Source organism: Acetobacter sacchari, assembly GCF_017377715.1.
Taxonomy (GTDB): Bacteria; Pseudomonadota; Alphaproteobacteria; order Acetobacterales; family Acetobacteraceae; genus Acetobacter; species Acetobacter sacchari.
Window position 1 is genome coordinate 24,212 of the sequence record NZ_JAFVMF010000003.1, and the last position, 18,854, is coordinate 43,065.

At 58.9% G+C, this 18,854-nt stretch carries 14 protein-coding genes; 1 reads left to right on the top strand and 13 read right to left on the bottom strand.

Annotated features, from left to right (window positions below):
* Positions 1-11: 11 nt before the first annotated feature.
* From J2D73_RS03085 to J2D73_RS03145, 13 genes are all read right to left on the bottom strand, one after another.
* The gene (locus J2D73_RS03085) at positions 12-776 is read right to left on the bottom strand and encodes a LamB/YcsF family protein (protein WP_207879292.1); all 765 of its coding nucleotides are present in this window, start codon (positions 774-776) and stop codon (positions 12-14) included.
* 25 nt (positions 777-801) lie between these two features.
* Positions 802-1,773 (bottom strand): 5-oxoprolinase subunit C family protein, encoded by a 972-nt coding sequence (locus J2D73_RS03090; protein ID WP_207879294.1) that lies wholly within the window; start codon positions 1,771-1,773, stop codon positions 802-804.
* Positions 1,770-2,411, bottom strand: coding sequence for a 5-oxoprolinase subunit PxpB (gene pxpB, locus J2D73_RS03095; protein ID WP_207879297.1), 642 nt, complete (start codon positions 2,409-2,411; stop codon positions 1,770-1,772). The genes J2D73_RS03090 and pxpB overlap by 4 nt, the downstream gene beginning before the upstream one ends.
* A complete protein-coding gene (locus J2D73_RS03100) occupies positions 2,408-3,673 on the bottom strand; it encodes an MFS transporter (protein WP_408736817.1) in 1,266 nt (421 codons plus the stop codon). Before J2D73_RS03100 ends, pxpB begins: the two co-directional genes overlap by 4 nt.
* A 20-nt stretch (positions 3,674-3,693) precedes the next feature.
* Complete coding sequence (locus J2D73_RS03105; protein ID WP_243429600.1) at positions 3,694-6,195, bottom strand: TonB-dependent receptor plug domain-containing protein; 2,502 nt, start codon at positions 6,193-6,195, stop codon at positions 3,694-3,696.
* Positions 6,196-6,666: 471 nt separating this feature from the next.
* Positions 6,667-7,089: an alternative ribosome rescue aminoacyl-tRNA hydrolase ArfB gene (arfB, locus tag J2D73_RS03110; RefSeq protein WP_207879299.1), complete on the bottom strand. Its 423-nt coding sequence runs from the start codon at positions 7,087-7,089 to the stop codon at positions 6,667-6,669.
* 541 nt (positions 7,090-7,630) lie between these two features.
* Positions 7,631-8,653, bottom strand: coding sequence for an isopenicillin N synthase family dioxygenase (locus J2D73_RS03115; protein WP_207879301.1), 1,023 nt, complete (start codon positions 8,651-8,653; stop codon positions 7,631-7,633).
* Positions 8,654-8,804: 151 nt separating this feature from the next.
* Positions 8,805-10,670: an amidohydrolase gene (locus tag J2D73_RS03120; protein WP_243429601.1), complete on the bottom strand. Its 1,866-nt coding sequence runs from the start codon at positions 10,668-10,670 to the stop codon at positions 8,805-8,807.
* Positions 10,667-11,521, bottom strand: coding sequence for a sugar phosphate isomerase/epimerase family protein (locus J2D73_RS03125; RefSeq protein ID WP_207879303.1), 855 nt, complete (start codon positions 11,519-11,521; stop codon positions 10,667-10,669). Before J2D73_RS03125 ends, J2D73_RS03120 begins: the two co-directional genes overlap by 4 nt.
* A gap of 226 nt (positions 11,522-11,747) precedes the next feature.
* Positions 11,748-13,955, bottom strand: a complete 2,208-nt coding sequence (locus tag J2D73_RS03130; protein WP_207879659.1) for a TonB-dependent receptor — start codon at positions 13,953-13,955, stop codon at positions 11,748-11,750.
* A 451-nt stretch (positions 13,956-14,406) separates the two neighbouring features.
* Positions 14,407-15,165, bottom strand: a complete 759-nt coding sequence (locus J2D73_RS03135; RefSeq protein ID WP_207879305.1) for an amino acid ABC transporter ATP-binding protein — start codon at positions 15,163-15,165, stop codon at positions 14,407-14,409.
* Positions 15,155-16,693: an ABC transporter substrate-binding protein/permease gene (locus tag J2D73_RS03140; protein WP_341535010.1), complete on the bottom strand. Its 1,539-nt coding sequence runs from the start codon at positions 16,691-16,693 to the stop codon at positions 15,155-15,157. The genes J2D73_RS03135 and J2D73_RS03140 overlap by 11 nt, the downstream gene beginning before the upstream one ends.
* On the bottom strand, positions 16,690-17,655 hold the full coding sequence (locus J2D73_RS03145; RefSeq protein WP_207879307.1) for a LysR family transcriptional regulator: 966 nt from the start codon (positions 17,653-17,655) through the stop codon (positions 16,690-16,692). Before J2D73_RS03145 ends, J2D73_RS03140 begins: the two co-directional genes overlap by 4 nt.
* A gap of 241 nt (positions 17,656-17,896) precedes the next feature.
* Here J2D73_RS03145 and J2D73_RS03150 point away from each other — a divergent pair, with 241 nt between their 5' ends.
* A complete protein-coding gene (locus tag J2D73_RS03150) occupies positions 17,897-18,769 on the top strand; it encodes an arginine deiminase family protein (RefSeq protein WP_207879309.1) in 873 nt (290 codons plus the stop codon).
* Positions 18,770-18,854 lie beyond the last annotated feature (85 nt).

Consider the following 18,854-nt stretch of genomic DNA (forward strand, 5'->3'; position numbering starts at 1 on the left):
GCATCTTCCACTTATGTTCTTGCTTTTACGGATATTCCCGCCGCTTCAAGTTGGGCGCGCACTTTTCGGGCCACGTCGACAGAATGAGCGTTATCGCCATGCACGCAAATCGTGTCGATTTGCGCTGGCAGCATCGTGCCGGAGCGGGTTTCGATGGCGCCGCTGGAAATCATGCGGACCGCGCGCTCCGCAGCGAAATCAGCATCGTGAAGAACGGCGTCGGCTTCCTTGCGCGACACCAGGTGGCCATCTTCCGTGTACGCGCGGTCCGCAAAAATTTCCGAGAATACGGTCATACCGCGTTCTCGCCCGATCCGCTCCAGATGGCTCAGCGCGATGGCCATGATCGGCAACGTCGGATCTACGCTACGAACCGCGTTGGCGACCGCCGTTGCGACGGATTCGTCCCGTTCGGTCAAATTGCCGAGGGCCCCATGCGTTTTCAGGTAGGTAATTTTGTGCCCGGCATAAGCAGCAAGAGCCTGAGCGGCGCCAAGTTGATAGGCGATGATGCGTTCAATTTCGCTTGGGTTGAACGGCATGACGCGTCGTCCGAAGCCCCACAGATCTGGAAAACCGGGGTGGGCGCCGACGGCGACGCCCTTTTCGCGCGCCATGGCGAACGTAGCGGCCATCACCTCGGGATCGCCGCCATGGAACCCGCAGGCGACGTTGGCCGACGTCACGATGTCCAGCATGTCGGAATCACTTCCGATTGTGTAGTGGCCGAAGCTTTCACCAAGATCGGCGTTCAGGTCGACAGTCAGATCGGGCATCCCGCAAAGTCCTTCGTGAAACGCGTTATCGGGCGAGGAGCGTCGCGCGTGCAGATTGCAAGGCGAGACCAAGTTCATGCATTCGGATGGCGTCCGCCCGAACGGCTGCAACGGCTTCATCCAGTTCGACGCGGATAAAACGTATCTGCCGACCTGTCTGGGTCTGGGCCAGAAGGCGCAGGTCCGGTTCGATCACATTCGCGATCTTGGGGTAACCGCCGCAGGTGTTGGCGTCAGCCATCTGGACAATGGGCATTCCGGCGGACGGGACCTGAATCGTTCCGGGGACGATTCCGTGCGACAACAGCTCCAACGGGGAGCGCAGGCTCAATGGCGTCTCGCTCTCCAGCCGATAGCCAAGGCGGTTTGCTGTCCTTGTGACCGTCCATAGTTGCTCAAAGAACAGCGCCTGTGAATCATCAGTGAACGCATCGAATTCGGCGGCAGGCAGGCAGCGAACCTCAGCCACGTTCTCAGGGAGGTCGCACGGATGCGCCAGCCCATACCCACTGGATGGCATGTCCTTTGCGTCAGAGGGAAACGCGGCCAGCCGTGTCCCGGCTTCCAACGCTCGCCCCTGATATCCTCCAAACCCCCCCTTCATGTCCGTCGATCGGGATCCCAGAACAACCGGAACATCAAGCCCCCCGGCAAATGTCACATAACTTCGCGCGCCGTTGGCCGGAGCGTGCAGAGTCAGGATCTGCCCCGCCCGAGCCTTTGCGGCCCAATCGGGAGGCAAAGGCTCGTCATCGAGACGAGCGACCCCGCGGGCGCCTGTTACCGCGAAGGCTTGATCAGCATGAAAACGAACCTTGAATGGAAAGAAGACGACTTCGATCCCAGCGGCGTCGATATCGTTCCCCAGCAGCAGATTGCCCAGCTTCAAGGCCGCGGAGTCCATGGCTCCTCCCCGGGATACGCCGAGCGTCATCGTTCGGGGGCGCCCGAGATCCTGGATGGTGTTGAGCGGAGAGCCCGTCAGGACTTCGATCATCCGACTCTCCTGAACTTTACGCGATCACCCAGTCGAAACAGGCAGGGTTCGGCACGATGCGCGTCGAAGAGAATTTCCTCGGTTTTGCCGAGAATATGCCACCCTGTTGGTGATGTGCAGGGCATGACGCCGGCCTGTCCGCCGCCGATGGAAACCGCGCCTTGCTCGACACTGACGCGCGGCGACGCTCGTCTGGGTATCGCGAGGCGTGGGTCGAGACCCGTCAGGTATGCAAAGCCCGGCATCGCTCCGATTGCGGCTACGCGGTATTCGCCCGAGACGTGAGCCGCAATGACTTCTTCCTCAGTCAAGCCCGCAAAACGCGCTACGACCGGTATATCCTCCCCGAAAGTTCCACCGTAGGTCACGGGCAGCACGATTTCGCGAGCCGGTGAGGCGTCGACCAACGTGTCTTCCCAAACCGCTCGCAGGCTATGTTCGAGTGTAGCCGGATCATATTGAACAGCGTCGAAAACGATCAGGAGGTTATTCACGCCCGGCACGGCCTGAAGAATTTCCGGCTGAGCGGCCATGCGTCGTGCGACCGCCCAGATGCGTTCCTGCACGCTGTCGTTGAATGCGCCGTGCGCGGCGTCGAGTAACAGGGCGCCTGCTCCTGCACAGCTGATGCGAATCATGACGTAATGGTCCGGTGCGCGTGAATATGGCGACGCGGCATCAGAAACACCGCAACTGAGCCGACAAGAATGATGAAAGCCGCAATATAGAAAACAGCATGAAAGTTACCTGTGGCCTGAAGAAGATAACCCGTGAGGACTGGCGCTGCGATCCCAAGTCCATTGCTGAATGTCAAGGTCAGACCGGTCACCGAACCAAGACTGCCGCGCTCCACGAGGAGATCGGCCAGAAGCGCCATGTTGGCCCCGGTGCCCGCTGTCACACAGGCGATGGCGACAATCAGCAAAGCGATGGCCGCAAAGGGAGAGTGACAGAGCGGGAATGCGCCCAGCATGGAGGCCATGGCTAGAAAAAAACTTACGGCATGGCGCCGAGTTCCGGCTGTCGTTTCGGCATTCCGGACCGAACGTTCGCCGAGCTTGCCAAGCGCCAGAGACAGCATGGTGGCGCCAAGGTAACTGTAGGCCGTGTATAATCCCGACTGCATGAGAGACAGATGGAACGTGTCGCGCAGAATTGTCGGTAGCCATGACATTAGAAGAAAATTGGCATAATTTCCGCAACATTGCGGAATTACTATACCCCAGAAATCGCGAGATCGAAACAGGGTCGGGATTGAAATTAACGCGAACGCATCTCGCGTATCGCTCACCTGCAATGCGGATTTGGAGGGATATATCCAGAGCCATGCCAATGACCACATAAGGCCGAGTGCGCCAAGGATTGAAAATGTTGACCGCCAACCGAATGTTTCCACCAACCACGCGCTGGCGATTGCTCCGGTCGCGAGGCCAATAGGAATGCCGCAGATAAAGGCCGTCATCATCAGCCCCCGTTCGCCGGGGCGCGCCCAATACCGCATGACCTTATTGCCGAGGGCGAAAGTCGGAGATTCCCCGACCCCAAGCAAAATGCGTGTCGCGATAAAGGCGGGAACCGTTGTCGCCACGCTGCCGAAAATCATGGCGAGAGACCACAATGTCACGGCGGCGGCGCCTACAAGACGCGTGCCGATCCGATCAAGCGTGATGGCGCTGGGTAAGTTCAGAAAGAAATACGACCATAGAAAACTGGATAACACCCAGCCGGTTTCGCTGGGGGAAAGGCCGAATTCCTTCGCGACGCGAGGCATGGCGACCGAAAGGGCCGCGCGATCCCCATAGCATATGACGCACATGATGATCGTCAATGCGTAGATCGTGAAACGGAGCCGACGTGATGCGTCCGCTCCGGACGTGTATGAAGACGGCAATGCTGGCACCTCGCGATATGTGAGGACGGTCAGAACGAGAAATTCGTCCTGACGTAATACATGCCGCCATTGAAACCATAAGGCGAGTAATAAGAGTACTTGTAAGCGCCGAACAACGGTCCCGAGATGGATTTCGGAATGCGGGTCGGATATTTGTTCCCCAGATTGTTGGCGCCGATCGCCAGGCTCCACTGCGGCAGAATCTTGTAGGATACCTCGAGGTTGGTCAAAAAAGCCGGGCGCTGCGTGACGCCGGCTGCTGTCGGGCTCGCCAAAAACAGCGTCGAACCATAACGCTGCTCCTGCACGAAGACGCCCCATCGCCCGCGATTCCAGTTCAGCGACAGGCTTTCCCGGTTTTTCGGAGCCGAATGTAGCAGCATTTGTTCGGCGTATTTATTGTAACTGCTGAGACCGTACTGCGCGAGCACAGCCGGGGTTTTGTTGTAGCTTCGAACTTCGTTGTCAGAATAATTGAAAGTGAAGGCGAATTTGAACGTGCCCGCCCGCTGCGTGTGCAAGGTATAATCGGTGCTGATGTCCCCGCCGTAAGTCTGCGTGTTTAGTGGGTTTGTGTAGTATGAGGCGTATGTGACGTTCTGCAGTCCGGAAGATGCGAGGATATCCGCAACTTCAGTTCCGCCGAGCGTGGTCGTGCTGGCGAGGCGATCATTGATCGCGATGTAGTAAAGGTTCCCCGTGAAATGCCAGTTCTCCAACGGCGTTGCATCCAGACCAACGCTGTAGCTGCGGGAGTACTCGCCTTTGATCTTGCCTGCGCCAAGAGCTTGCGCTGCTGCGCTGCTGTTCGGTAGCTGATCTACGGAGTAGGTGGCGAAGGGCGCGTTGTAGAAATAATAGGTCTGGCCGAGAGTTGGCGGACGATATCCAGTGTTGACGCTGGCGCGGATCGCCCAGTTGCGATTGAAATTGTAGCGTGTGCCGATACTGCCGGTTTCGACTGTCGCCAAGTGGGAGTAACTGGTGGCTCGGCCGCCAATTGTCCATTCCCAATTCTTCGTGACAAAAAAATCGAGATTGACGTTGCCTTCGTAAATGTCACGACTGCGGTTTGTCGCAGCTGCAGGTATGTTTCCGCCATGATCGGTCGCGCCGAGGCCGTACCAGGAGTCCCGCTCGCCCTCGGTCATCTGGAATGTATCGCGGCGGTATTCGCCGCCGAACCGCAAGCCGATCGGCTTCGGCAACCATGACGTCCGGAATTCGCGAGAGCCGCGCACACCGGCTGATAATTCGGACGTAATGGCTTTTCCGTCGTAAAAATTTCGCGGGCTGCTGTCGCCGAGGGAGACGTTATTGCTGTGAATCGTGGAATATGCCTGATCGTCACGTCCATAATTGACGTAGGCGTCCCATGAAAAGCCCAGCGCATGAGCCTTGATCCCATTGTCGGTCTCAAAGTCGTACTGGTCCATCGCGATGTAGGGGATGGCGCCATTTGGCCAGAGCGTGCTGTTGGTCAGGCTGTTGGCGGCGCTGCGGTAGGTCTCCGCGACATTGACGCGACGGTGACCGAACGTACTGGTACTGTAGAGATTCACGTTGTGCGCGAGAGGGATTTCCATGTTTTCGCTAAGCGTTTCCATCGTAGACTTTGGAACGCCGAGCATGCGATTGACGTCACGACTTGCCGTCTCGTTGCGTGAATCGCCTGTGGGGTAAAGTTGCCCGACGAAATCCCCGCTTCGGTTGCTGGGTTGTTGATGCGTCACCTGGGCGGCAAGATCGAGATAGCCGCCCTGTCTTCCCAGCTTCATGCCGTAGTCGGCGTATCCGTTCACGGCCTGCCCGTCGCCAGCGTAGAAGCCGCTGTTCTGGAAGTTGACCGATCCACCATGATCTCGGTTTTTCAGGACGATATTGACTGCGCCAGCGATCGCGTCTGCGCCGTACAGGGCGGATGCGCCCTCGGTTATGACTTCGATATGATCGATTGCGGAAATGGGAATCAGCGATATGTCGGCGGGCTCGGTGCCCCAGTTGGGCCCGGCGTTCGCGTTGAAATTGGCGCCGAGATGACGGCGGTGGCCGTTGACCAGAATCAGCGTGTCGTCAGCGGATTGGCCGCGAAGCTGCATGGTCTGCACGAATGCGTTGTTGCCGACGCCAGGTTGTGGCGGAGCCGTGATCGCAGCCGAGGCCTGCGCCAGAGCACTCATCACGTTGGTCTGACCGGTGCTGAGCAATTGTGCGCCAGAGACCACCGTCACCTGCGTGGTGCTGTGTACTGGCGTAGACGGGGACAGGACCGAAGTGCCGATAGTACGCCCTGCCACGTCTATTTGTTCAGGAGACGCGTTGGCGCGGACGGCGCTTCGCTGCGAGCGGGCGACGATGTGCGGGCGACCGCCAGCTGCAGGAATGGAGGTCGACGCGGGCGGAACGGGCGAGATGTGTTTGTGTGCGATATGCTTCGTCGCCGTGGCGCTTGACGCAGCATAGGTGAATGTAGGGGTGACTAGGGCGATACCGCAAAGGAGGACTGATTTTAAACCGATGAGACGAGTCATCTATCGACCTTGTGCTCTGGAGGCCTGCAGCGCGGCATCTCATGTGATTACGTGTTCATAATATATGTAAATCATACACGATGCGGATTCGCAACATAAAATGTCTCGACATCGAACCATAAAATGGCAGAGAATTTTATGTATGATTGCTTCGTTACGCTTGGTTGGGTGCGTTTGTGAGCTATATCCGTTTGAAGAATCAGAGAAAAATAATCACCTGATAGATCGGGGGCCATAAGCCCCTGAATATGTGATCTGCATGCATGTTTGAGAACGGTCCGACCATCGGAAGTGCGAATGGAGGGGCCTCTGCTTGAGGGTGGCGGCTGGTTCAACGTTACGATCGCGGACGTGACCATGATGACTTAATCGTCTGCCGACGCAGCGCAGTCGCATAAACCATAAAAACAGACGCCGGGATGAAGTCGAACGTATCGTGATGCACGCAAAGAGTGCCTCACGTCCTGACGGCTAATCGTCGCTACGCACGCTCCGGTTGCGTTTGATGCCGGCCCGATGAGCCTTGCCGTCCAGTCTGCGCTGCCGGGCGGCGCGACCCGGTCTGGTGGCCACGCGGAACGCGGGCCTGTGCGCGGCCTCACGGATCATCTCGGCCAATCGTTCGATCGCGTCCTCGCGGTTGCGTTGCTGTGTGCGAAAGCGCCGCGCAGTGATGACGATAACGCCGTTACGCGTGACGCGACTTCCTGCAATTTCCAGCAGGCGGACGCGCACTCGTTCCGGCAGGGACGAAGAGAGGGCGGCGTCAAAGCGCAATTGAGCCGCCGTCGCCACCTTGTTGACGTTCTGCCCGCCGGGGCCTGATGCAAGGATGTAGCTGACCTCCAGCTCGGACTCGGCCAGGGACAGTCCGGGAAGGATCATGATCGCCATGCGGGTTCGGATAGCACGTTTTGCTTCGGGAGTGTGTCCGGCCAGCGAACAGTGGCCCGTTGGCCTCTATACGAAACTGACCATCAGAGACGTTTCTGAATCCAGAACGCCGCCGACTTGCGGACTTTGCTCCAGATGAGGAAACGATCCGGCGGCTTCGGGCGCGCGGCATAGGCCGGTACGATCGGGCGTTTAATTGATCGTTTCGATGCGAGCCTGCGGAAAGCGGGCAGTCTCTCGAGATCGGCCCAAGACCCGGATGCCACATCGATCGCGGTTCCAAGGAGCCGTAATACCAACGGTGAAAAGCGGGTCTCTGCGCAGACCGCATCCCTCTGAGAAGGCGGAAAAACCGTTACGTCAGGCTTGGCATGCGCGCTGGACGCTGAAGTTCACGAAGGCGGAGCGGCGGGGGGACGGAATCACACCCATAACAGCCCCTGTCATCGCGTTCTCTGGCTACAGGTCTCATATTTCCATCGGCCAAAATTTAGGTCAATTTCCACGATCAAGACAAGTATTGGATATTTCTACAAGTATATCACTTTTTTAGTCGGCCGAATGTCGCGGTTCCCCTTGAGCCCGAAGGAAGAGCCAGTTCGCCACGTTCAACTTTCCTTACAAGATACTGGTAGGTCTGCAGCGCCTGCGACCACATGTGATCGCCGATCTTCAAGACTTCATAACCACTGTCTTCCTCTGCGAACGCGGGAAGCGGTTTGATTGCAGTGTGGTAATCGCACGCGTAGAAAAGCGGAAAGGAATAGCGTTCCTCTCCGACCTTGCGGACGCGATGCGCCGTGGCGACGAACGCGCCCGCAGTCATCACTTCCAGCATATCACCGATATTGACGACGAATGTTCCGGGGCGCGGCGGCGCGTCGATCCATTCGCCACGTTCGTTCATGACCTCCAGTCCCGGTGCGTCCGCAAGGAGGATGGTGAAGCATTCGTAATCCGTATGGGCGCCGATGCCTGGCGCGTCCTGGGCTTCCGCGTCGAATGGGTAATGGATCATGCGCAGTTTGGACGGTGGATATTTGGCCATGTCGTCAAACGTGTTTTCAGGGAGCCCCAGGGCCAGAGCGAATCCCTGAAACAAAGTCCGCCCAAGCTCGAACACCGCTCGGTAATAGGCTTCGGCGCGCTCCCTGAAGCCGGGAACGTCCGGCCAGTCGTTGGGGCCAAGTAGAGGGGTCCCGGCCAGCACCAGCGGGTTGTCAGCAGGAACCTCGTAGCCGATATCGAAGGCTTCCTTATGGTCCGGGCGGCCTGTTCCGTATACTTCTTCGCCTTCGGGGACATAGCCTTTGTGGGTGGCTGAGCGCCCGATGTAATACGCCATCTTGCGTTCCATCGGCAGGGCGAAGAGATCCCGTGCGGCACTCCTCACGCCGTCGATGAGCGTCGGGTCTACCCGGTGCCCGGAGATATAAAGGAAGCCGATATTGCGCGCAGCGTCGCCCAGTTCGCAGGCGACGGCCTCGCGCTTTTCAAGATCGGGCGAATAGAGGCCAGAAATATCAACCTCAGGAATTGAGGTAAAAGATTTCGTATCCGCCATGGTCTGCATCTTTCTGATTTTTTGTGGAAAAGTCGGATTGATTTTTCGCGGGAGTTTAACGTGAACTGTCGACGCTTCGAACACAGGGGCGGCGATGGGCGGAGGTCGTTGGATCAAAAAACAGGTTTGACACCGACCGCCGCGGGAGAATTTATAACGCTCCGGAACCTCTTCCACCCGTGCGCAGCTCGGGACCGTGCGTGACCGGCGCGACCTCCCCGGTGCTCCAGACGATATCGCCGCCGACCATCGTCAGCAGCACCTTCGTGTGGGAAATCTCCTGAGCTGGAATCGTCATGACGTTACGATCAAGGACGATCAGGTCGGCGAGTTTTCCAGGTTCGATCGAGCCGGTCATATTCTCCTGCCGCAATTCGTATGAAGAGTTCATAGTGATCGCACGCAGCGCGGACGCGCGCGAGAGAGGAGGCTGCGAGCCAAGCGGGCCACGATATTGCGCCCCGGCTTCCGGATCGTTTTCGCGAGTGACGCCAACTTTCAGAGCGAACCACTCATTGAGCGGGTCGACCGGCCAATCGGAGCCATACGCGATGCGGGCGCCTGCTTTCTCCAGCGCGTACGCAGGCTCCATCGCGGCGACGCGGATCGGGCCAAGCGCGTCTTCTGTGGCGCCGGTCGTATCGGGAGCGCGTTTCTCCCACTGGAAGGACAGGACCGGAATCGCCTCAAGCTGCGCGAAACGGGGGAGGTCCGATGCGATGACCATTTCGTCATGCGCCAGAGCCGGCCGGAAATCAGAGCCCGGCAACGCAGATCGGACCTGCTCGACGGCGTTGAGCGCGATATGGACTGCTCCGTCGCCATCCGCGTGCATATGCGGATCGAAGCCAGCCTTGACCAGTTCCTCAAGCAGTGGCGTCAGCACTGCGGGCGGAAAATAAGGGGTTGGACCGAACGACGTTCCGGGCTCCCAGTCCGGTCGCGCCGCCGTGCCCTTGTTGACGCGGTAGGGCTCCGAGACGATTCCGGTCAGCGCCGGCGCGGAAATCACTCCGTCCATGAACAACTTGACGTTTCGGATGGTGACGCTCGGCGATTGTACGATCGGTCCCTGATCGTACAATCGCCGCATGCGGATCGCGTAATCGGTCGCCCCTTTTGCGTCTGGCCCCATAGTGGGAGTGATCAGGGGTGCGAGATGCGCGCGTGCAGTGAGGACGCCCTTCTTCTGAGCGGCCGTAAATGCGTGGAAATCCTGTTCCCGAGCCATTGCGTCTAGAAAGCTTGTGACGCCCTGCGCTCGCAGGGCGGCAAGCGCCGCCTGAGCGGCTTGAAGGTAGGCGGCTTCGTCCGGCGGTGGTTCGGCCTTGACCACATAGTCCATGGCGCTGTCTTCGAGCAGGCCGGTCGGTTGGCCGGAGGCGTCATGATGGATCTCCCCGCCTTCCGGAGTCTTGGTCGTGGCGTCGATCCCGGCCGCTTTCAGCGCGGCGGTGTTCAAGAGCGCGGAATGACCGAAGGAAGAATGGAGGACGATCGGATGCACCGGGTCGATCCTGTCGAGCGTGGCGCGGGTCAGGACCGTTCCCTTGGGTAGCATGGCTTCCTGAAACCACGCGTTAACGATGAGCCATCCGCCGGGCCGCGGTATCGATGGATCGTTGCGACAGGCCGTGACGCGCGTGACCAGTTCAGCCTCCGTCAGCGCACGATATTGCAGGGAGCAGAAGAGCAGCAGAAGTCCGCCGTCGAGCGGGTGCATGTGCCCGTCCACCAGCCCCGGCATAAGCATCCGGCCATGCAGGTCTATGACTTTGGCATGCGGACCTACGCTGGCGCGAACCGTCGCGTTGTTTCCGACAGTAATGATCTTTCCGTCCCGAACCGAGACGCCTTCGGCGACGCTACCTGTTGCGTCCACTGTGTAGACATAGCCGTTGACAAACGCTGTTTCGGGAGAGGGCGCCGCTGCGGCGTGGGCGCTCGCGACAAGGGCTGCGAGAAGGGGCGGCATGGTGACGCTCCGGATCGCAGTCCGGACGTTTGTCTTCTTCATGGCCAGCGCCTTTCCATATTCCAGTGGTTGAAATGGCGACGCTCCTCGTCCGCCATCCAGCGATTGAGTTCCCACAGGTTTGCGACTGGCGCGTCCGTGAAGGGAAGGGTGTGCAGATAGCCGTCCGGTCCAAACTCAGGCGTCATCGTCGTGGTCTCGTAACCTCGCCGACTCTGGGAGAGCCATACGGATTCCCAGAAGCTCTGATGAAATGTCCGTTCTTTCCCATATTCCGGAGCGGCGGGGTGCGGGACCTGAGGCCCCTGCGCGTAACCGATCCGGGCCTGAATATGGTGCACGCGTTCCACGAACAGGGAAAGATCGTCTGTGGGGTCGTCAAGAAGCCGTTCGCAGACGACGACCCAATGACTGATGTCAGCGGTAAATAACGCGTCGGGACAACGCGGCAGGACGTCCAGCGTGATCCACGGCGAGGCAAGAATGCGCGAGCGATGCGTCTCGAAAACGCACCGAACGCCCCGCTCGAGGCCGATTTCGTGGGCCTTGTTGATAAAATCCGCCTGAAGCCCGGCATTCCACCGATCATTGCCGCCCAGCACGTTAACGAACAGCGGGCGCATTGGCGCGACGCGGTCCAGCGCGGCGAGCAGATCGTCAAGATGATCGTCGAATGTCGCGGACTGGCTGGGAATCACGCCGCCGCCGGTCAAGGCGATGGCAATATACTGCATTCCGCTGTCTGAAAGAATCTGTGCTTTCTCGCTTGCTTCGGTAGATGTTTCCGGAGCTCGCGCCTCTACGCCCGTGAAACCGGCAGCGTGAGTTTCGGGAAGGATGTCTCGCCATCCACGCCAGTCTCCCCAGAGCGTCCGGAACAGGTCAAGCCGCATGATTTCCTTACGGGATCAGAGTTCAAAACAACGAAACAACGAAACAACAATGTCTGGAAAATGAAAACTTGCAAGAAAACGGCGTCTCACGTTTCCCGTCGATTGGCGCGGGATGAAGACACCTTGACGCTTCGTCTGATCGGACTGCCGCGTCCAATTGTAGAATGACGTTCGCGAAGGACAGGGGTTGAGTCCGTATCGATCAACGAAGCACGGAGATACGGTTTTAGAAATTGTAACGCAGATCGAAACCGACCCAGCGGGGCGTCTGGATATACTGAGCCCGACTGTTGTCGCTGCCGGTAAAATCGTAGTTGACGCCATGCTTGTTGAGCATGTTGTCGACATAGACCGCGGCGGTCCATCTGCCGGTTTTCGGACCGACTTCCATGCGCATTCCCATGGAGCTGATCTTGTCGGTGACGCCGTTAGGATCACCGAGCGCCACCAGCATCTTGTCTTTCCAGGTGTAGCTGACCTGCAGCGTCACGCGGTATTTCGCCGACACGTCGATGCCGTAACGAGCATAGGCGCTCCATGAGAAACGTGGAGCAAACGGCAGGGAAGAGTGCGCGGAGACGTTGGTTAGCAGAGGCAGGCCAGAGATGTTGGTGACTGGAGAGGTAACCTGACCATCAAGGTAGGCGAAAGAGCCGTGCAGATCGAGATTGGGTACGAGATTGTGCAGCGTGCCGGACAATTCGCCGCCACGGGTGCGGGAGCGTGAGATAGGTCCAAGACTCAGTGATGTGATCCCTCCCGGCATCTCGGCCACGAACAGGGTCTGCCGGTTGTGATACTCGTAATCGAACAACGCCCCTTCCAGCTGAATCCTGTCGTGAAGCAGGCTGGTCTTGGCGCCGATCTCGTAGGCGATCAGATTTTCGGGACGCACATAGTCCAGCGCGCTGGCGGCGCTGACAGGCGCCGCGAAATATGCGCCGGGCTTGTAACCGTTGGAAATCGAGCCATAGACGATCGTTCCCGGCATGATCGTATAGCGCAGGCCAACCTTTCCGGTCAGACGCTCGTAGTCATACGTGGAGTTACGGTGGGTCAGGCTCGCGCCGGGCGTCCCTGTCAATGCGCCGCCATCGTCCACTGTGCCGCCGTGGAAGCCGCGTTCATCATAAGACAGACGGCCCGCTGCGATAAAATCCAGCCCCTTGACGATATGGGTGACGGTGTTGACGTAAAGCCCGGTGGACAGATTCTGCTGCACAAAGTGATCGGTAAGATTGCCGTTCGGGGTGTCGAGCAGGAAGGAACGGAAGCTGGTGTAGGCTCCATTGATCTTGTCGAAGGATTCATACACGCCGACAGTCAGGTCGAGCCTGTGGGCCAGATTCATACGCATGTGCATATCGTGCGACTGTGCGATGTAGGTGTCGTTCCAGCGGTAGTCGCCGATATGGACTGCCTCGCCGTCATAGTTGTCGTAATCGTCGCGGCGGTAGAAATCGATTCCGGTTGCGGAAGTGAATGTGCCGAAGTCGAACTGCCGCGTATAGTTAAGGCCGACGCCACCGCCATTTTCATTACGCCGCACAGGAGTGTCGCCCACGTTGACGGCGTTGGCGGCGGGGTTGGGTCCAAGGCCGATCGTTCCGTTGGGCAGGCCGTTGACTGCATCGCCAGTCACGTTCTGCGGCGAGGCCGGCGTGCCCTTGTCGCGCGTATAGTGGATGTTCAGCATGAGCGACGAGCGGTCATCGATATCGAACCGCGTCAGATTGCGCAGGCCGAGAATATCCTGTGCGCCGTACAGGGAACCGGTCTTGATGTCATGCTGCCATCCGTCGCCCTTGATGTAGCTGAACGAGAACCGGTTGAAGATGTGGTCGGTGATCGGCGTGTTGATGGCGCCGCGCGCCGTGTTCGTGTTGTAGCTGCTGTAGCCCCATTCAAGATATCCACCGAAATGATCGGATGGCTTGATGGATTCCACATTGATGGATCCGCCGGTCGTGCTGCGTCCGTATTCGAATCCCTGCGGGCCTTTCTCGACGCTCACGTTCTGCACGTCGAACATCTGGCCATTGTAAAAAACAGGATAGGGCGCGAACACGCCGTCCTGATAGATGCCGATTCCTCCCATGTTCGTGCCGATATAATCGTCAAGTCCGATGCCTCGGATTGAAAAGATCGGCGTCGTGCCGGACGTGGCGTTGACGGCGGTGACGCCCGGAACGAACGCGGCTATTTCCTTGGGACTGACGATGTGGAGCTGTTCGATCTGCCGCCCGCTCAGCACGTTGACGGTGTTGGCCGCGGTGCGAAAGCGACGCGCCAGCGAGCTGGTTACGGTGATCGCTTCCGGGTCGCTGTGAGGCGAGGCGTGGGTTTTCGTAGCGTCGGCAACGGATTTCTTGGGAACCGTGGCGGCGACGGCAGCCGGGCTGACGCCCGACAGAAAGAGCGCCGCCAGAGCCATCCGGCGAAGCGAGACCGGACGCGTGTTTCCGCGAGAAACAGAGTGAACCGCCACTGCGCGCTCCTTGTTATGGCTCCCGATTTTTCGGGCTCATCTTATGTTGCAAATACAAAACAAGTATCTTTCGCATTCGTTATAAATATTCGAAAGATCACTTTTGATAGCGTATAACTTTCTTCGTTCTGGTTGGCTGTCACGAGCGGAGGATCCCATATTTCCTGCGCCCTCCGGCGGAAGACGGTCACGTCAGGACGCCGCGGGCCATCAGCGCGTCACGCAGCCCGCGGCGGCGACATTTTCGCATGATCCTGCGTTCAGGGCTCGCAGTTTGATGTGTCTGTTCGAAGATCATTGTCGCCCGCTATGATGGTTTGTGACGGACGATCAAAAGACGCCATCGCCTTCCGTCCGCATGATCAGGACGGCTCGGAGAGGCGACGCTCGCAGGGCTTCAGAAGCGGATCATCTCGTTCAGAAAGGCGCGGGCGCGGGCGCTGCGGGGCGCGGTGAAGAATTCTTCTGGCGGGGTGATCTCCTGCACGCGTCCCTTGTCCATGAAGACGATCCGGTCAGCGATCCGACGTGCGAACCCCATCTCGTGCGTAACGCAGACGGTCGTGATTCCCTGCGCGGCAAGATCGTTGATGATCAACACCACGCCGGAGATCGCTTCCGGGTCGAGCGCCGCCGTAGGTTCGTCGAACAGAATGATCTCGGGGTCCATGCACAGCGCGCGTGCGATCGCCACGCGTTGCTGCTGTCCACCGGACAACTGAATTGGGTATTTCGACGCCTGTTCGGCGATTCCGACCTGCGCCAGAATGCGGCGGGCCGTATCTTCGGCCTGCCCGCGCGGAATGCTGCGGACCAGACGCGGGGCGACGGCGCAGTTCTCGAGCACGGTAAGGTGAGGGAAAAGGTTGTAATTCTGGAAAACCATACCGACCCGTCCACGGAGTTCGGTAAGGTCTGTTTTCTGGTCGATGATTTTTCCGTCGATCATCAGAACGCCGCTGTTATGCGGCTCGATCCTGTTGAGGCAACGGATGAAAGTCGATTTTCCGGAGCCCGACGGACCCAAAACCACGATCTTCTCACCTTGCTCGATGTCGAGGTTTATGTGGTCCAGCGCCACAAATTCATTGTAGAGCTTGCTGAGATCGCGGATGGAGAGCCGTTTTCCCGGGTCAGGAAGGCGATTAAGCGTCATGGGCCGCAGCCTTGTCCCGATCGGCCCATGTGAAGCGGCGTTCAATTCGCTTTTGCACATAAAGGAAGAAAAAAACGATCCCGAGGTACCACACGAGAGCTGCGGAGTAATACTCCGTGAACTGAAACGTGCGGGCCACCTGAATCTGCGTCACCGCAAGAAGTTCCTGCAGAGATATGACAGAGGCGAGGGAGGTCGTCTTCAGCAGGCTGATGAAATCATTGATGGTCGGCGGCAGTGCGATCCGAAGCGCCTGTGGAAAGACGATATGCCAGTAGACATGGGATTTCTTCATGCCCAGCGCTTCGGCGGCGAGTGACTGCCCACGATCGACGGCGCGCAGAGCGGCGCGGTTGATCTCGACCTGATAGGCGGATTCGTTGATAGAAAGCGAAATCCACGCGGCGAGGAACGGCGTGAACCAGCTCTCCCTGAAGATCGGAAGGAACTGCGGCAATGCGTTCCAGATGAAGAGGAGCTGGAGCAGCGTCGGAGCCCCCCGGAAGACTGCGACATAGGCGCTCAGTACCGGTTGGATCAGCGAGCGGCGCCCGTTGAGCGCCAGAGCGATGGGGATAGAGATCGCGATCGCCGTCACGTGCGACAGCAGCGCCATGATCAGCGTCATCGATGCGCCCTTGAAAAAAGCGCGGGAGACCAGGGCCGAAAGGAACGTCTGAACGTCGAAGCGGGACGGAGCTCCGCGCGTCGGAGCGGCCTCCTCCAACGTGTCGTCGATATTCCATTTGTGCGCGAGCGCAGTCAGCGTCCCGCGCCGACGCAGCTCGTCTACGGCTTGCTCCAGACGCGCCTTGTCCACGGAATCCTTGCGAATATAGATCGCGAAATCATGGAAGTCAGGAATATCCGGCTTGAAAATCGTGGTTACTTTGCCGCCGAGTTGCCGCCTGCGGTAAAGCACCTCCACGTCCTGGCTCATCGCGGCGTGCGCACGGCCGAGCAGAACCTGCTGGATGACCTGATCCTCGCTCGGATAAAGCTGCACCCGGATGGGCGGCTTTCCGCGCGCCGCTAGAGCGGCGTTCTCGATTTCGATCAGCCGACCATAGCTTGTCCCGGTTTCAATGGCGACTGTCTGTCCGGAAAGCTCGGAAAAGGACGATATCTTCGGCGTTCCCGTGCGGGCGATGACGACCATCGCGGACTCGTAATAAGGGATCGCGTCGAAATTCCGCTCCCGCGTCGCCTGTCGCATGACGCCGCTTATGACCATGCCGCAGCGTCCGGCGGAGAGGCTGGGAAACATCCCTTCAAAATCCATCTGCACGATGTCCGGCCGCAGATTCCAGACGCCAGCGATCTCACGGACCAGGTCGATGTCGAAGCCAGCCAGCGCACTGGCCTCCGCGCCGTTCACGAAGGTCATCGGCGGCAGGGTCGGGTTGGTGCAGGCCGTCAGCGTTCCATTGGCGGCGAACGAAGGAGGCGCCTCGGCCCGGGCGGAGATCGTGGCGAGCATTGTCACGAGCCCGGCGATGAGGACGCCCAGCAGGCCTGTGCGTCTCAAGGGCGTACCTCGTCGAGAATCGCGCGGAATGCGTCGATCATGACCTGTGTCTCCGGAGACGGCCGGGTCAGAAGATAAAACCCGTGGGTCACCAAGAGTCCGTCGAACGGAATCCGCCGCAGGCGTCCTTCAGCTTCCATAGGGGCGGCGAAAAGTTCGGGGAGGAAGCCGATATAGACGCCCGAGAGAATCAGAAGCGCGCGGGAATCGATATTTTCCGCCGTGGCGGAGTAATTCATTTCATTGCGCAGATCGTCCCAGCGAGGGGACGAGGCCGCTTCAGACACCGCGATCATGCGTGCGGAAGCCAGCATTGCCCGGGTAATTGCGCCGTCGGTAGCGGAAAAGAACGGATGACCTCGTCCGCAGTAAAGGAACGAGGCCTCCTGGAAGAGCGCGGTCGTCTGCATTTCGGGACGCTGTTGTGGGTAGAGTGTGATACCCGCCGTCGCGGCGCCGCTGCGTACGGCGAATTCGACCTCGCGGGGCGAGGCGGAATGCACGTCCAGATGGACGGCGGCGTAGCGCGTCGCGAAACGTTCGATGGCGGGGAGCAACGCCGTGTCGCTGTGAATCTGGATGGTGTCCGGTAGATAAAGACTGAAACGACCGGTGAGCGTGCCGCTGGCGTCGTTCACGCGTTTCTGAAAGGCGTCCAGATCGGCGAATAGCTTCTGCGTTGCGTCCAGCACGATGGCGCCGGCGGGGGTGAGTGCGAAACCGCTGCGACCACGCTGGCACAGCACCAGATTCAACCGCTTTTCCAAAGAGGAGATGTCGATGCTGACTGCCGATTTACTTTTACCCAGCGCCACTTCGGCTGCGGCGAAGCCTCCATGCGCGGCGACGCTCGCGAATACGCGCAGGAGCCGTAGATCCACTTCGGCGACCCGGCCAGCAAAACCGCTTGAGGGGTGGCGGGGCGTCGGTCGACGGGATCTGACGGCCTGACTGCGGGGCAATAACCTGTCCGTTGTTGCGTTGGTTGATCGTTTCACAATCCAATCAAATTGCAAGACGTTCCGTCAAGAGAAAAGTATTTTATTTCCAAAATTGTGTTTGAAATTGGATATTTTGCCGAATGGTTTTGTATTTGCAAAAGTGAAATTAAGCAGAAAGAAGGCGAGACGTCCCGGCGATCCGTGATAGCGTCGACCAACGAGACACAAGTGATTCCACAGATCTTACGGGAGGACGAACCGGGTGACGGCGAACAAATGGTTCATCGACAGCGAGACAGGCGATCTGTCGGACGTGCTGCTCTGTCGGCCGGATTATTACTCCTGGATTCCGAGCAACGACATTGCGATCGAGACGCTGGAGCGGAACGGTCGCCTTGATCGGCAGGCGTTGCAAGGGCAGTTCGACGAACTGGTGCATGCGTTGGGCGCGAATGACGTCACCTGCCATTTTCTTACGCCGCGGCAGGGCATGCCTTATCAGGTCTATACGCGCGACAGTTCGCAGACCACGCCATTCGGCACCGTCGTCACGAAGCTGATGCGTGATGAGCGTGTCGGCGAGGAGGCGGAGATCCGCAGCTTCTATGGTGACGACGCGGTCTGGCGCTCATGCGCCAAAGGGCACATTGAAGGTGGTGACATCCATATCATCCGGCCGGGTCTTGTTGTCGTTGGCGTCACCGGATGCCGTACCGACGAAGCAGGAGCGGCCGAATTTCTCGGGTGGTTCGAGGAAGCCGGGTGGACGACCCGCGTCATACGTTTTCCAAAGCACTTCCTGCATCTCGACGTGATTTTCGCCATGGTGGCGGAAAATCTGGCCCTGTGCGCAGTCGATGTTCTGGCTGACGAGGATCTGGACTGGTTCCGTGCGCAGGGGATACGGCTTCTGCCAGTCACGTACAAGGAAGTCATGCGTGACATGGGCTGCAATGTGCTGGCCTTGGGGCGCGAACGCGTCGTAAGTCCGCGTCATTCCAAACGCGTGAATGAGATGCTGCGTGCGGAAGGGTTGACGGTGGTCGATCCGGAGTTGAACCAGTTCTCGCAAGGCGGAGGCAGCGTGCATTGCATGACCATGCCACTTCGCCGCCGCTCTCTGGCGGCGTCCTGAGTAGATCGGAGCCATCTGAATCGGACCTTCGGTCCGAGCGCGAGTAACTATGAAAGTCGATGGCGACGCTCTCTTTCGTTGCAAG